Origin of the sequence: Flavobacterium chryseum (assembly GCF_004362015.1) — a bacterium.
In the GTDB taxonomy this organism is placed as follows: Bacteria; Bacteroidota; Bacteroidia; order Flavobacteriales; family Flavobacteriaceae; genus Flavobacterium.
Genome location: NZ_SNWW01000006.1, coordinates 56,540 through 71,461, shown reverse-complemented (window position 1 = coordinate 71,461; position 14,922 = coordinate 56,540). Strand labels below are relative to the sequence as shown.

General features: G+C 34.9%; 15 protein-coding genes. 5 read left to right on the top strand and 10 right to left on the bottom strand.

What is annotated here, in order from left to right:
- Positions 1-72: 72 nt before the first annotated feature.
- From EV143_RS12825 to EV143_RS12810, 5 genes are all read left to right on the top strand, one after another.
- Positions 73-2,457 carry a TonB-dependent receptor gene (locus EV143_RS12825; RefSeq protein ID WP_133508339.1) on the top strand — a complete coding sequence of 795 codons (2,385 nt, stop codon included), beginning with the start codon at positions 73-75 and terminating at the stop codon, positions 2,455-2,457.
- A gap of 862 nt (positions 2,458-3,319) precedes the next feature.
- On the top strand, positions 3,320-3,511 hold the full coding sequence (locus tag EV143_RS12820) for a cold-shock protein (protein WP_133508338.1): 192 nt from the start codon (positions 3,320-3,322) through the stop codon (positions 3,509-3,511).
- A gap of 210 nt (positions 3,512-3,721) precedes the next feature.
- The gene (locus EV143_RS21475; protein ID WP_166638149.1) at positions 3,722-3,889 is read left to right on the top strand and encodes a hypothetical protein; all 168 of its coding nucleotides are present in this window, start codon (positions 3,722-3,724) and stop codon (positions 3,887-3,889) included.
- 194 nt (positions 3,890-4,083) lie between these two features.
- A complete protein-coding gene (locus EV143_RS12815; protein WP_133508337.1) occupies positions 4,084-4,596 on the top strand; it encodes a PRC-barrel domain-containing protein in 513 nt (170 codons plus the stop codon).
- 185 nt (positions 4,597-4,781) lie between these two features.
- A complete protein-coding gene (locus tag EV143_RS12810; protein WP_133508336.1) occupies positions 4,782-5,240 on the top strand; it encodes an RNA methyltransferase in 459 nt (152 codons plus the stop codon).
- A gap of 41 nt (positions 5,241-5,281) precedes the next feature.
- On the opposite strand, the gene EV143_RS12805 is transcribed toward EV143_RS12810, so the two are convergent.
- The 10 genes from EV143_RS12805 to EV143_RS12760 form a co-directional block, all read right to left on the bottom strand.
- Positions 5,282-6,820 (bottom strand): cryptochrome/photolyase family protein, encoded by a 1,539-nt coding sequence (locus tag EV143_RS12805; protein ID WP_133508335.1) that lies wholly within the window; start codon positions 6,818-6,820, stop codon positions 5,282-5,284.
- Position 6,821: 1 nt separating this feature from the next.
- A complete protein-coding gene (locus tag EV143_RS12800) occupies positions 6,822-6,959 on the bottom strand; it encodes a DUF2256 domain-containing protein (RefSeq protein WP_133508334.1) in 138 nt (45 codons plus the stop codon).
- Between the two features lie 18 nt (positions 6,960-6,977).
- Complete coding sequence (locus EV143_RS12795) at positions 6,978-8,384, bottom strand: cryptochrome/deoxyribodipyrimidine photo-lyase family protein (RefSeq protein WP_262710979.1); 1,407 nt, start codon at positions 8,382-8,384, stop codon at positions 6,978-6,980.
- Between the two features lie 21 nt (positions 8,385-8,405).
- Positions 8,406-9,056: a flavin reductase family protein gene (locus tag EV143_RS12790; RefSeq protein WP_133508332.1), complete on the bottom strand. Its 651-nt coding sequence runs from the start codon at positions 9,054-9,056 to the stop codon at positions 8,406-8,408.
- A gap of 29 nt (positions 9,057-9,085) precedes the next feature.
- Positions 9,086-9,484, bottom strand: a complete 399-nt coding sequence (locus EV143_RS12785; RefSeq protein WP_133508331.1) for a DUF2452 domain-containing protein — start codon at positions 9,482-9,484, stop codon at positions 9,086-9,088.
- 343 nt (positions 9,485-9,827) lie between these two features.
- On the bottom strand, positions 9,828-10,913 hold the full coding sequence (locus EV143_RS12780; protein WP_133508330.1) for an adenylate/guanylate cyclase domain-containing protein: 1,086 nt from the start codon (positions 10,911-10,913) through the stop codon (positions 9,828-9,830).
- Between the two features lie 116 nt (positions 10,914-11,029).
- Positions 11,030-11,923, bottom strand: coding sequence for an NmrA family NAD(P)-binding protein (locus EV143_RS12775; RefSeq protein ID WP_133508329.1), 894 nt, complete (start codon positions 11,921-11,923; stop codon positions 11,030-11,032).
- 105 nt (positions 11,924-12,028) lie between these two features.
- On the bottom strand, positions 12,029-12,778 hold the full coding sequence (locus tag EV143_RS12770) for a pirin family protein (RefSeq protein ID WP_133508328.1): 750 nt from the start codon (positions 12,776-12,778) through the stop codon (positions 12,029-12,031).
- Positions 12,779-12,852: 74 nt separating this feature from the next.
- Entirely contained in the window at positions 12,853-13,797 is a 945-nt protein-coding gene (locus EV143_RS12765) for an NAD(P)-dependent alcohol dehydrogenase (protein ID WP_133508327.1), read from the bottom strand.
- A gap of 263 nt (positions 13,798-14,060) precedes the next feature.
- Positions 14,061-14,783: a helix-turn-helix domain-containing protein gene (locus EV143_RS12760; RefSeq protein WP_133508326.1), complete on the bottom strand. Its 723-nt coding sequence runs from the start codon at positions 14,781-14,783 to the stop codon at positions 14,061-14,063.
- Between the last annotated feature and the right edge of the window lie 139 nt (positions 14,784-14,922).

Here is a 14,922-nt window from a genome sequence, read left to right as displayed (position 1 = left end):
ACTAATTCATCAATGACATCTTTGCACTGATCCAATCAAATTTAATTTTAATAATAACTAAGACATTAGAAAATGAAAAAACACATTTTAATAGTTGCACTGTTTCTCATAAATGCACTATCATTTGCTCAAACGGGCATAATAAGGGGAACCTTGACGGATAAGCAATCTGAAAAACCTTTAGCTGCAGCAACCATAGAGCTAATAGGCGAATCAAGTATTACAGACACTACATCCGGAAACGGTACATTCTTATTGTCTAATGTACCAATAGGCAGACAAAGTGTGAGGGTTAGCTTTTTAGGTTATGAAAGTATTACTGTTCCTGATATTGATGTTACCTCCGGAAAGGATGTTATTATTGCAATTGCATTGACAGAGAGTTTTAATACGCTTCAGGAAGTTGTAATTAGTGGCGGAAATAATAAGGCAAAGACGGTTAACAAGATGGCAGCCGTTTCTGCACGCCAATTTTCTACAGAAGAAGTAAACAGATATGCTGGCGGACGAAGTGATGTGGCGAGGTTAGCCTCAAATTTTGCGGGAGTTTCAACAGCTGATGACAGTAGAAATGATATCGTTATAAGAGGGAATTCGCCTTCGGGATTATTGTGGCGTTTAGAAGGAATACCTATTCCCAGTCCAAATCACTTTTCGACACTTGGTACAACCGGCAGTCCCGTTTCTGCATTAAATCCTAATTTGTTGGCTAATTCTGATTTTATAACTTCTGCTTTTCCGGCTGAATACGGTAATGCTATTGGCGGTGTTTTTGATCTTGGACTTCGAAAAGGAAATTCAAGTGATTATGAATATACTGTTGGTGTGGCTGCATTTCCGGGTTTGGAGGCAATGGCGGAAGGACCATTAGGCAAAAAAGGAGGTTCTTTTCTTGCAGCAGGCCGTTACGGAATAATAGGTCCATTAGGATTTGCAGGTTCAACGGCTCAGCCCAACTACAGTGATTTTTCATTTAATGTAGATTTCGGAAAAGGAAAATTAGGGAATGTATCTGTTTTTGGAATTTTAGGAACATCGAATATTGACCTAATAGGGAAGGATGTAGAGTTGGATGGTGATGATCTTTTTGCAACAAGAGACACAGATGAATTTGTAACTTCAGGATTTAGTGCTTTTGGAGCAAAACATACTATAGATGTGGGTTCTAATTCCGTTTTAAAAACGGTAGTGGGGTATTCTTCTTCAACAAATACCAGTGAGGAAGACCGTTACTACAACTTAGATACGCCTCAGGAAAGCAAGATACATTTTGCAAAAGGTAAAAGTACAGAGAGCAGGTTTACCTTTTCTACCTTATTAAATTCTAAAATTTCGAATAAACTTACTTTTAGAACCGGGATACTTCTTGAGTTTTTCTCTCTAAACACAAATTTATGGGATAGGGACAGACAGGCAGATCGTGATGGTGACGGATATCCGGATTATGTCAATTTGCTGGATACTGACGGCAGTTATTCAATTTTGCAGCCTTATGCAATGGCACAATACAGACTTAGTGAAAAATTAACTTTAAATGCGGGACTTCATGGACAGTACTTTTCATTAAATGAACAAGCAGTACTGGAGCCCAGAGCCGCACTGACATATGCAATAAACAATGCAAATTCACTAAGTTTTGGATATGGACTGCATCATCAGAATGTAGCTGCACCTTTATTATTTTTAAACGAAAATGTAGATGGAAATTTATTGCAGACCAATAAAAATCTTGATTTGGTTAGAAGCCAGCATTATGTTTTAGGTTATGATACCCGATTTGCAGACAAATGGAGGGCTAAAGTAGAGGTATATTATCAGGCGGTGGATAAGGCAGCAGTAGAGAGGGCACCAACGAGTTATTCTTCTCTTACAGAAGGAGCTGATTTTGGATTTTCGATTGATAAAACTTCATTGATCAGTAAAGGTACAGGATTTAATCAGGGTATCGAATTTACTTTGGAAAAGTTCTTTAGCAGAGGCTATAATGTATTATTTACGTCCTCTCTCTTTGATAGTAAATATAAAGGGAGCGACAATATCGAGAGAGACTCACCCTTTAATAATGGTTATGTAATCAATGCTTTAGGCGGTAAAGAATTTAAAATTGGGAAAGCTAAAAAGAACGTATTTTCCATCAATGGTAAATTTACAACAGCAGGCGGGCGCCACTATACTCCGGTAGACCTGAATGCTTCGATTGCTGAAGGTTATGAAATTAGAGATGATCTAAAGGCTTATAGCGAACAGTATGATTCTTATTTCAGGCTGGATATTAAATTTGCTGTAAAACTTAATAGCAGTAAAAAGAAAAGCTCCCATTCTTTTTATGTGGACTTTCAAAATGTTACTAATAACAGCAATGTTTTTACTAAAAGTTATAACAGAGTTACGCAACAGGTAAATCAAATAGACCAAATAGGCTTCCAGCCGGATTTTGGTTACAGGTATCAGTTTTAAGTTGATTTAGAGTAGTTTCATATTGGTTAAGTTGAAAGAGTTTGTCCGTTAATTTATTAATGAGGCAAACTTTTTTATATTAAAACAGATATGAAATCAAGAAAGTATATCACAGTTATTAAACTCCAAAGCGTTGATGAAAATTCTTAAATAGGAGTGCAATTAAAAGTTTCGTTATTACAAATTTTAGGAAGCAGCGTACTTACAGAATAAAGTTATTCAGGTACAAATTTATTTGGCTCCTAACAGTTTCAGAAATCTGATCAAGTTTTTTTTCCTTAAATGAGACAACCAGATTGTCTATTTCTATGAAATATTTTCTATTATTTTTACTTCCCTTCAAAAAACCGCGTTTGATGTAACGCTCCTGTATTCGCAAAGAGCCAGAGTGATGGAATTTAAAAAAATTGACAGTCTTGTTACTCTTGTAGTGTATAAGCCAATGGTTATCTTTCAAGCCAATGGTTTCATTTTCAATTTCGATAATAGACATCTCTGTGTTATCCAGAAAATAAACGATATTAGTTTTTGTATTCATAATTGTAGCAATCAATGAGGTTTTATTTTTTCTAATATTATTTGCAAGTATCAGGATCTCTCCAGAACGTGCTATTGAAAAATTTTACTCATAGTCAGTAGCAAAGCTATACACATTAATAAATACCTTAGTTGATCTTTATCAATAAATAAGACTCTATAAAATGAGGGATTTAGCTCCATGAATCTGTAATGAAAATTATCGTAGAATTTGATCTATTTTCAATTATTCATCCTTTGAAAAATATTTTTATAAATAAAAACTTAGATTTCAGTTTGTTATGTTATAATAAAGTTTATCTTTGAGCAATTAAATACATTAAAAATGCAAGAAGGTACAGTAAAATTTTTCAATGAAGAAAAAGGTTTCGGATTCATAACTCCTAATAATGGAGGAGCTGAAGTTTTTGTTCATGTTTCAGGTCTATCAGAAAACATCCGTGAAAACGATGAAGTACGTTATGACGTTGAAGAAGGCCGTAAAGGTCCAAATGCAGTAAACGTAGTCATAGCATAATCAAACTATAACAGTTAGCTTACAAAGGCACCCGCTCAGCAGGTGCCTTTTTCTATTTAATATAGTTTCTACCAACAGATTAAACCATTTATAAATTTTAGTTTACTGGGAATTTTATAACTTCTTACTGAAATTTAATACTTTTTTAGCCTAAGCTCAATTGTACCTTTAGTACAATATTAAAATATTTTATAATCAAAAAAATAAGTTATGGCAGAAATCAAAATTGAGAAAAAGAAGCCTTTATGGCCATGGATTGTAGTAGTGCTTTTAATTGCAGCGCTTGTATACTTCGTGTTTTTAAGAGATAATGAGGCTAGTAGTGAAAGTAGCACACAAATCGAAAACGCTACAGGTACAGATACTATATCAAATTAACCAGGAAAAGGCAGGAATTAAAGCAGCTTCTTTAAATTTAAGCTCTTGTCCTTTAATGTCTTAAAAATATTTTAGGACATACCTTGGTGAATTTATAAGTTGAAATAGAAGTAAGGGTAATACCAGTTAATGCTTCTATAATTATACTTAGCGAAAAAATGAATTTACAATGTTACAATACTAAAAAATGAATTATGGAAAATAAAGATAGAAATTTATACAGACTGGACGAACTTTCTGATTATAAAATCGCTTCAAATTATTCTGACGTCAGAGGATGGAAAATAGTTGACTCTGAAAACAGAACTATTGGTAAAATTGACAACCTTTGGGTTAATAAAGATATGCAGCGTGTTGTTTATCTGGATGTTAATGTAGATAAGGCATTAATAGATGACAGCCATAATGAAGTGCATGATGCTCTTGCAAATGATAATGGAAAAGAGTTTATGTATAAAGACGGAAACAGCCATATTATCATTCCGATTGGGTCTGTATCCATAAATAAAGACACGAAAATTGTCATGGCCAACAGTATTGGGTATGATACATTTAGAAAAACAAGCAGATACAGTCACCAGCACAATTTTGACAGAAACTACGAAAGAAATGTGATGAACTCCTATTATCCTGAAAATGATTCTAATCATGGTAATGCAAGTGATGATGACAGTTTTTATAACCGTAGAGAGTTTGACAACAAATAGACCTACTTATTGAGATATCATTACGATCGAGCTTTAAAAAAATGTTACAATATTTAGTTGTAGCATTTTTTTTTGATAATTATTGAATGGTAACTTCGTAAACATAGCTAATACATATCAATATAAGTTCTTCGTTCATTTCAATAAAAATTGATTTATGTACTTACAGTTTGTACTTTTGTCACATGAATGATAATTTTATAAATGAATATTTTGGTATAGGAATACAAAATGGCAAAACGCCTGAAAATTTGGGTGTTTTATGGCGATCTGCCCAAAACTTAGGCGCTACTTTCATATTTACAATAGGTAATCGATATGCCAAACAAGCTTCTGATACACATGATGCCGTAAAAGCAATTCCTTATTTTCATTATGACACTTTTGAAGCTTTTTTTGAAAACTTACCAAAAGGAGCGCGATTGGTTGGCGTTGAATTAGATGAAAAAGCTACTGATTTAGAGACCTTTGAACATCCAAGACGTTGTGTCTATTTATTAGGAGCAGAAGATCATGGCTTATCCAAAAAAGTAATGGATAAATGCCATCATTTAGTAAAATTTAAATCAGAAAAAAGCTTGAATGTGGCTGTTGCAGGAACTATTATTATGTACGACAGAAACTTGTCTAAACCACGCTCTTAAATGATAATTTACTGCTGAGTGATCTTAAATAATTCAGTTTTTTACAGCTCGTTAATGTGTTTTAAGTAATAATCTGCCTGTTCTAATAATGCTGTTTTATCTTCAGGCTTCATTCTATGCCATACTTTATACATCATTCCAATTCTGGGATTATGCGCTAGTTTCGCTTCATGTTTATCATAAAAATTCCAATACAAGCTATTAAAAGGGCAGGATCTGTCTCCTGTTTTTTTCGTTTTATTATAAAAACAGGTACCACAATAATGACTCATTTTATCAATATAGGCAGCCGAACTTACATAAGGTTTTGTGCCGACAATTCCTCCATCTGCAAACTGACTCATGCCGCGGGTGTTGGTAATTTCAACCCAATCGAGAGCATCAATATAAATGCCAAGATACCATTGATCGACTTCTTCAGGATCAGTTCCGGCCAAAAGCGCAAAATTTCCTGTAATCATTAAGCGCTGAATATGATGCGCGTATGCAAACGTCAGCGATTGCGTTATGGCGTCCTTAAGACAATTCATTTTAGTTTTGCCTGTCCAGAACCATTGAGGTAATTTTTCCTGATGGTTGAAAAAATTTAACGTAGCGTATTCCGGCATCTTGAGCCAGTAAATACCCCTCATATATTCGCGCCAGCCAATAATCTGGCGTACAAAACCTTCCAACTGATTGTAAGCAATAATCTCAGGCTGTTTTTGCCAGGCGCCAATTGCGGCTTCTATTACTTCAGCCGGAGAAATCATTTTTGTATTTAATGAAAAGGATAATCTAGAATGGTATAAAGACCATTCATTAGGAATCATGGCATCCTGATAAGTACCAAATAAAGGCAAGCATTCAGTTACAAAATGCGAAAGCAGTTCAAGAGACTGATCCCTGTTTATCGGCCAGATGAAATTGGTTTTATCAATAACACCCATAGTGTTAATATCGGTCTGCAAAATAGCATCTACAATATCTGAAACATTATTATTGAAAACTAAAGGGGCAGCCGGTTTATGATTTTTTGGAAGTTTCTTTCTGTTTTCTTCATCGTAATTCCATTGGCCTGTTATCGGGTTTTCTCCAGACATTAGTACCTGATGTTTTTTTCGCATTGCACGGTAAAAACTTTCCATCAAAAAACTTTTTTTGCCTTCAAAGAATTTTCCGAGTTCATCACGGGTGCTGAAAAAATGCTGAGTATCGTAAACTTTAGAAGCAATACCAAGCTTTGAAGTGAAATTTTTCAATATCAAATCTACCCGATATTCATCTGGCAACTGGTATTCAAATTTCGTGTAATGATCTTTTTCAATTATATTAGAGAGGTTAGCCTCAAGAGATTGTAAATTGTCTTTATCGTTTATTTTTATATAGATACACTGATGTTTTTTGGATTTCAGAAAATTAGAAAACTGACGCATTGCAGCAAAAAAGCCTGCTGTTTTTTGAATGTGATGTGTTGCATAATCGGTTTCTGTCCTGATTTCCATCATCACATACGTTATCGAATGGTCTGTTGTTTCAAACCAGGAATGATTACAATTTAACTGATCACCCATAATGAGCCTTAACGTTTTGTCTGCCATATTATTTATTCATTCTGCATTTATCACTACAGTATTTTACTTCATCCCAAACTTTTTCCCATTTCTTCCTCCATGAAAAAGGTCGGTTGCAGACCGGACATATTTTAACGGGAAGATTTTGTTTTTTTACTGTTCGCATGATACCTGATTTAGGTTTTTATTCTGATTTATTGATCGCTTCTTTTTTTCGGGCATTCCAGATAGCTTCACTGGCGTGCTTTCTGGTCTCTTCAATATTTACAATCGGAAAAGGATAATCAATTCCTATTTCACAATTGTACAACTGCTGCTCTATTAGGCTTAATTTCCAGGGTTCATGAATTAAATGTGGGGGAATGGCAGCCAATTCAGGAAGCCACTGTTTGATGAAAATACCTTCAGTGTCGTGTTCTTCTGAGTTTTTGACGGGATTGTAAATTCTAATAGTTCCTGTTCCGGTTACGCCCGCCTGCATCTGCAATTGCGGATAGTGAATACCGGTTTCATAATCGAGAAACTGCCGTGCCAAAAAATGAAGCTCGCGCCAGTCCTGCCAGAGATTAAATACAAAAAAAGAAACCACCAGAGCGCGCATTCTAAAATTAATAAATCCAGTCTGAGCCAGACAGCGCATACAAGCATCTACAATCGGCACACCTGTTTTTCCTTCCTGCCAGGCTTTGATGTAAGTCTCATTTTTAGGTTTTATCAGCACATCAAAACTTCGGTCTATATTCTCAAACTCAATGCGGCAGTCACTTTCAAATTTCTGCATAAAGTGACAGTGCCAATGCAAACGCGAGACAAAATTAAGCATGGCTTTTTTATTGGGAGATGCTTCATAAAACTGATTCGTATATTGATACACCATTCTCATACTGATGTTTCCGTACGCTAAATAAGGAGATAAGCGGCTGCATCCCTTACGGCTTAAACCAGGTTTCGAAATATGTTTGCTGTAATTTACATGCCGCTGTTTTGCAAAACTGTCTAAATACCGCCAGGCCCAGTATTCGCCGCCCTGCTGAAAGTTTTTATTTCGCTCCGTAATATCTTTTGAAAGTGCTTTTCCTTTTAACTTTTGATAAAAATCAGCCTCTAAATTTTCAATTTTAAAAGCATTCAGATCGATCATTTTTGGCGGTGCACGCATTATTATTTCCCAGCGTTTTTCCCAGTCTTGTCTTGATTTCAATTTTCTGATGACACCATGCAGCTGCGATTCTTTCCATAGAATTTGATGCGCATCAAAAAAAGACTGCATCGCAATATCACGGTCAAAAGTAATTTTATTGCCAATCTCCTGATGTGAAAAGACTGTTTTAATGTCGTACAAATTGCATAACTGTTCAAAAACAGTTTGAACTTCGTTATGAAAATAATAAATCTGCGCTACATTCGTCGTTAATTTGGACTGCATTTCCTGCAAAGATTCATAAATAAAGCGCCAGTGACGCACATCAGAATCATCGTAAGCCATTACTGAAGGCTCAAAAAAATAAATCAAAAGCACAGGAATATTTTCCTGCTGCGCCAAATATAATGGCTCGTGATCTGTAAAACGCAGATCACGTTTGAACCATATAATATTTACTTTTTTTTTTATTCAATTGTCAAGCAGTGATGTGATTTCCTTATTGGGTTTTGCGTAACTCAACCGGTCCAGCTGTACGGTTCTGTGATAGCTGTCAAGACCGGAGCAGGTGAGGGTATTGGCTTTTTCTAAATTCACAAAACCATCATCGCTCAGGCAGTCTTCGGGAATAAAAATTTGAACTATTTCACCAATAATCAAAGTTGTATTATTAATTGCAATATCTATTTTTTCCTTAAACTCAATGCCTAGCTGTATGTTGCTTTCTTTTACAAAAGGAGCAAAAAAATCATTTTTATATTCTTTGCTTAGTCCCGTTGCATCAAATTCTGAAATTTCTTTGTCGTATCTCGCCGATGTCTGATGCGCTTGTCTGTAAATATTTTCGTTGATATGATTTAGGGTATAAAAACCGGTACTCAGAATATTTCGCATAGAATCACGTTCCGGCGGACTCGGACGAAAAATCATTCCTATAAGAGGGGGATTGGCGCCAATATGAAAAAAAGAACTAAAAACAGACAAGTTGGTGTTTCCTTCTGTATCAGAAGTGCCAACCAATGCCACACTTTTAAAACCGCCCAAACTGTTGATCAGATGCACTACGGTTTGTTTTTCCATTTTTTCCAGATCACTGGTTTTAAAATTTATTTTGTTTTTCATTTTTAAAATTTATTAAAAGCAGCACTTTTTTAATCAATCAAAATCCATTTTTTATCACTGTTTAATCTAAAAGTTCCCACATGTTCTTTATTCCATTCTTCCGGTGCAATTAGCGAGAGAAAATTAAATCCATCTACATCTTTGTATAAATGATAGATTTCGCCAACAATTGGTTCAAAAGAAAATCTGGCATTGTACAGCAGTTCATTCCACTGAAATTCTTCGATTAAATTTTGATACTGAACTTTTAATTCATTGAATTTACTTTCTAATTCTTTGTTTACCTTATTGATGCCTATGCTTTTCCAGCCTGCTAAATCATCTGCTTTTATCACCGGCGCACCAACACTCGTGGCATACGGCAACAGGCTTGCATTATAACCATGCTCTTCAGAAAATACGATATTGTCCGGTCTGTCTTTTTTCATGATCTGCAACTATTTTATCTCTTATAAATCTTTAAGGCTATTATCAATTTTACATCAACGAACCTTATTATTTTTGTTTAACTATTTTTTAATTTTGTTAAACAAAAATAACTATTTTTATGTTTTAAAGGGGTTAAAAATTAAAAAAGGTTAATAGTATTAGAAAGATTCAAAGTGAGTTTTTCGATTTGCTATATTTACTAAAACAGAAAAGCCGAATTAAAAAATTGGGCTTTGTAGTAGAATAGATTTAAAATAGGATTCTTCAGTAAATTTTTTCAATCCCAATTTAATCAATTGATGTCGTGTTTTGTGATTCCTAATTTGAAGTTTGGTTATTAATTTAATTCAAGGTGAATAATTCAAATTGCTCGTCTTTTCCTCTCAAGGTATTTTTTCCTACTGATTCCACTTTATAATGGGCATTCATATCAAGCTTTTCAACAAGCAAACTGGATAGAAGAATATCCACATGATATTGATTACAAAGCCCTTCAATTCGTGCTGTTGCGTTAAGTACATCGCCGGTAAAAATGATTTCTTTTTTTAATACGCCAATTTCTCCCGTTGTAACTTTTCCACAATGAAGTCCTGCTTTAAATTGTGGTGCTACTCCATATTTTTCTTTATACCCAGCTGATTTTCGAAGCAAGGATTCTTTCATAGCAAAAAAGCAGCGTATGCAAGTATTGTTTTTAAGACCTTTTTCTAATCTCCAGGATATAATCATCTCATCACCTGCATATTGGTATATTTCACCTGAATACTCTATTACAGGATCACTCAGATCTGAAAAATACTCTTGTAACATCTGAAAATAAACGACATGTCCTAGCTTTTCTGCAATCTGTGTAGATGATTTCATATCCAGGAACATAAATATCCGCTCTTCTTCTACAGGCTTGTAGTATTTTCCGAGAAAAAAATTACTCAGAAGACCTGTACCCATACTTTCACTTACTTCAGTGTAGAACTGGGTGATAAGAATAATGCAAGAAATGTATGTTAAGATCCCAAGAAAGGAGTAATCGTTAAAGAAAGCCCACATCACTAGCCAAAATTCTTTGCTGGAAATTGCTGCAGGCATTTCATTAACGGTTGTCAGGAATATTACAATGAGAAGGAACAAAATGATAAGCAAATAAACAGAAGATTTATATAAAATCTTTTTTGAGAAGCAAATATTGAGGAAACGTTTATTGAAGTAAAGTATTTCCAATATGCCAATTAGGATTCCAAATATAACAGACAGGAGTGGAATCACTATAATATTTCGGCCAAAAATATACTCATTACCAGATGAAGGGTAAAAGTTCAGATTACCTAATAATCCTCGTTCAAGAATAGTATAAATCAAACTAAATATCAGCCAGATGATACCAAATGGCAAAATGCGCATAATATTTCTTTTGTATTTTGGTTTTATCATCTGATTTGGTAAATCTCAAAGATATTCTTTTTTGGGATTCTGATGACGAACCTTTTGCGTAAATAAATGATTATCATTTAATAAATTAATTGATACAAGTGTGTGTTTGATCTTTATTAATTATTGTAGACTGGCAGATAAACCTCATTTACAAAATCTTCCAGAGTAGTGGGCGTAGTTGTCGAATCATCTCTTTTCTGATAATTCATAAAGCCAGTTTTGATGGCTGTTCCCATTTCGATCAGATTATCTGTAAAATCTTCTGAAAAGCCATTGCCTAAAAATACTTGTTTTGCCTGTGCTACCGGAACCTGCACATATTGCAAATCAGGATTACCGATTGCCTTACCCACAATGGTGGTGAACTCTCTATAGGTATAGTTTTTAGGTCCCATCACGGCATGGACACTTTTATCGGTAAAGTCAAGGTTTGCTAAATGTCCGGCTGCGATTTTTGCTACATCTTGAGTGGCTACCATCGGGATTGAATGGTCGCCATCTGCTACTGTACCATTGATTCCCATATTTTTTACCATGCCTATAGTTCTTAAAAAATTTTCCATAAAATAAGCAGAGCGGATATGCAGCACATTTACATCATTCAGCTGATTTAGTCTGACTTCCTGTTCACCGGTACCGCCCATGATCCCATTGCCTTCGTGCATATGAGATCCGAGGCTGCTCATATTTACAATATATTTGATACCAGAGTTTTCTATGGCTTCAATTAGGATGCCTGTAACTTGTGTTTGATATGCTCTTGTATTTTCAGCCTTTACATTATCAGGTAATAGCACGAATGCACTATCAGCAGTTGCAAAGGCCTTTGTTAATATTTTCACATCAGTGATGTCTCCTGCGATGATTTCGGCACCCAGACTGCGGTATTTTTCTAACTTTTCGGTATGTCTGGCTATCAAAGTTACCTGATGTCCCTCGTTTAAAAGGATTTCTGAAATTTTACTACCCACCGTACCAGTGGCTCCCAGAATTACTATTTTCTTTTTCATTTTTATAATTTTTATTTGATGTTGATTATTATTATACAAAGATGCTGTGATTAAAAAGGTAAAACTTGTATCAAATCACTGTTTTGACATAATGGATATTTCGAATTATTGCAGGTTGCCGCTATACATTCCCTCATCAAAATGAACTGTATGGGCTTGCGTAATAAACAATACGATATCACTTGTTTCTACTGCGCGGAATATTGGTTTTTCACTTTCTACCAAAGCACTTTCCCCAGCAGCAAGAGCCATCGTGTCACTGATGTTTATTTTTCCATCAAATACATAAAATAGAAAGACACAATTTTCAGTTGGAGCTTCCGGCAGAACAATTTCTGAACCTTTTTCCAATCGTAGATCCATCAGCCATGTATTGCTTCTTATCTGCATTGGGTAGTCGCTGCCCTTTCCGGCTATTTTTCGCCAAAGGTTGCTACTGTAAGTTTCGGGCAGTTGGTAAAATTGCACTTGTGGCGACAGACCAGCGGTTTCTGGCCTGATAAAAATTTGCAGTCCTTCCAAAATACCTCCTTCTTCCAGAACTTTTTCCACGTGAAAATAACTTGAACCTGCGTTCATCATCATTAATTTTTGATTTGATATAATGTCGGTGTAGCCTTCGGAGTCAATATGTTTTACTTTTCCGCTTCTTAAATAGGTTAAAATTTCGTCATCCCGATGCTGGTGCATTGGGATCAGTGTTACCGGTATAATGCGCGCGTGGTCAATTCTTCCAATAGTAGAAAAACCTGTATCCTGTAATTGTGGCCGGATAAGTCCGGGATATAATATTTGTATCCCAAAGCCTTCATGCTGCTTACCATATTTTATGCTATTGTCTATTTTTGTTACCATTGTGCTGAATGTTATTATTGATAAATGTAATGCCAGTGACCAAAGACATTGTTATTGCAATACTTTATAGAAGTTTAATTAATTTCAACTACAACTTTTCCAATGTAACCGCCTCTTTCAGCATATTCATATGCCTCTCTGTATTGAGAAAATGGAAACACTTTATTAACCTCGATCTCAAGTCCATTTTGTAATGCACTTAGTAAAACAGCTGTGTATTTAGTAGATGGGCTGGAAAGGATTACAATATGCTTTTGACCAGTAAGCAGGTTTTTGAAAATAGATACGGGAATTTCAATTGGCTTGGGTGTAGGGTTTAGAAAAATTGCCTTGGATTTCATTATTTGTTGGGCATTTTTGTATCCCATTTTGCCGGATAAATCAATTACAATATCGAAGGCGGATTTCTGAGATAACACATCTTCTCTGGTATAATCTATCACAGAATCTGCGCCCCATTTTTTTGCAAATTCTATACCTTTTGTGCCGGTTACTGCAGTTACGTTAGCCCCTTTATTTTTTAATAATTGAAGCAGGAACATGCCGAAACCACCGGTAGCTCCGTTTACTAAAATGTTAGTCTGTGCATTTATAGTACCCATTTTTTGTAATGCAGTAACAGCTGCAGTACCCACTACCGGTATAGACGAAGCCTGAGCAAAGCTGATATTAGAAGGCTTTTTCCAGACTAATGATGAGCTCACAGCAACATATTCAGATGAAACACCTTCTTTCATCATATTTTTTACTACTCCGAAAACTTCATCACCGGCTTTGAAGCTTTTTACATCAAGTCCGATTTCTTCAACAATCCCGGCGAAATCAGCACCAGTGTTCTTTGGGAATTTGGAGCCTGACATTAAAGTCATTTCTCCTTTTCTAATTTTCCAGTCCATTGGATTGATAGAAAATGCTTTTACTTTGATCAATACCTGATCTGATTTAATAGAAGGTTTTTCTTGTTCTACAGTGTGCAAAACAGCTACAGTTCCGAATTTTTTATACGCTATTGCTTTCATAATATTATTTTATTAGTTGTTTAAAATGATATTACAAAGTTGCGAACAAGCTCATCGTGAAACTTGTATCAAATCACTATTGTGTTTTGAATTATATTAAATGCTGTAATCTTTTATATGGAAGGCTTTTGGGGATAATAAAAAATGCACCTCCTAAATAGAGATGCATTTTTTATAATACTATATTATTTTATACTGGGATTACCGCTATAATTTAAGTTATGTCAATCAGTACTTTTTCGGCACTAAAGATAGAAACAAAACTAATAAACCTGTATCAGATCACTACTGTACTTTAATGCCTTCGGTGGCATTCCAAACATTTCGTACATATACTTATTTAATTGGGGTAGGTCATAGAAGCCAGTGTCGTAAGCAATATCAGTCAGGGTTCTGTCCCTGTCAGAAAGCGTAATATATATTGCCTGGCGTAACCTTGTCCACAGTAAATATTTAGACAAACTACTGCCGGTCTGTTGCTTAAAGAGAGAAGCTAATCGGGAGGGTGAAAGGAAAACGATATCAGCAAATGTTTGTGGTGTGATATCGGACTTATAATAATTTTCCTTAATGTATTCAACGATTTTGGTGACTCTTTCATCATAATCAATAGAAGGTAATTTAGAGAGCAGAGCATCGATTACATTATTTACATCCATACTGTTTTTAGGTGTCTGAAAAAATGCATTTGTTTCGATCGGCGAGTCAAATACGATACAATCTTCATTCTCTTTAAATCTGCTTGCAAGTTCTAAACCAATACTTGAATAGGGCTCAATATTTAAAACATTTAAAGTCCCTTTTTCTGCGACGCAAAAATGGTTAACATGAGGTTTTATCAAAAAACCGTGAATACGTTCATGAAGTATTCCGCTAATTGTTGAAGTGAAGGGTGTGTCGTTAGATAAAACGATTTGAAAGGCAGAATGATGATGAATTTCAACAGTAAGATTACGTGCTTGCAGGGCCAGAATAAAGGGATTCATAAATATAGTTTTTATATTTAATCAGATAGATTAGTAATTAGCCAATTTATGTAAAAATATTCTAAATATGCTCGTTGTTGCATTTTATATATTGATTCGCTAATCAATGTTCAACATTAGTGATAGACAGCCTTTAAAT

Excerpts from the sequence above, each read along its gene's own strand:
- EV143_RS12825 (WP_133508339.1), top strand. The coding sequence starts at position 73 with ATGAAAAAACACATTTTAATAGTTGCACTGTTTCTCATAAATGCACTA.
- EV143_RS12820 (WP_133508338.1), top strand. The coding sequence starts at position 3,320 with ATGCAAGAAGGTACAGTAAAATTTTTCAATGAAGAAAAAGGTTTCGGA.
- EV143_RS21475 (WP_166638149.1), top strand. The coding sequence starts at position 3,722 with ATGGCAGAAATCAAAATTGAGAAAAAGAAGCCTTTATGGCCATGGATT.
- EV143_RS12815 (WP_133508337.1), top strand. The coding sequence starts at position 4,084 with ATGGAAAATAAAGATAGAAATTTATACAGACTGGACGAACTTTCTGAT.
- EV143_RS12810 (WP_133508336.1), top strand. The coding sequence starts at position 4,782 with ATGAATGATAATTTTATAAATGAATATTTTGGTATAGGAATACAAAAT.
- EV143_RS12805 (WP_133508335.1), bottom strand. The coding sequence starts at position 6,820 with ATGGCAGACAAAACGTTAAGGCTCATTATGGGTGATCAGTTAAATTGT.
- EV143_RS12800 (WP_133508334.1), bottom strand. The coding sequence starts at position 6,959 with ATGCGAACAGTAAAAAAACAAAATCTTCCCGTTAAAATATGTCCGGTC.
- EV143_RS12790 (WP_133508332.1), bottom strand. The coding sequence starts at position 9,056 with ATGAAAAACAAAATAAATTTTAAAACCAGTGATCTGGAAAAAATGGAA.
- EV143_RS12785 (WP_133508331.1), bottom strand. The coding sequence starts at position 9,484 with ATGAAAAAAGACAGACCGGACAATATCGTATTTTCTGAAGAGCATGGT.
- EV143_RS12780 (WP_133508330.1), bottom strand. The coding sequence starts at position 10,913 with ATGATAAAACCAAAATACAAAAGAAATATTATGCGCATTTTGCCATTT.
- EV143_RS12775 (WP_133508329.1), bottom strand. The coding sequence starts at position 11,923 with ATGAAAAAGAAAATAGTAATTCTGGGAGCCACTGGTACGGTGGGTAGT.
- EV143_RS12770 (WP_133508328.1), bottom strand. The coding sequence starts at position 12,778 with ATGGTAACAAAAATAGACAATAGCATAAAATATGGTAAGCAGCATGAA.
- EV143_RS12765 (WP_133508327.1), bottom strand. The coding sequence starts at position 13,797 with ATGAAAGCAATAGCGTATAAAAAATTCGGAACTGTAGCTGTTTTGCAC.
- EV143_RS12760 (WP_133508326.1), bottom strand. The coding sequence starts at position 14,783 with ATGAATCCCTTTATTCTGGCCCTGCAAGCACGTAATCTTACTGTTGAA.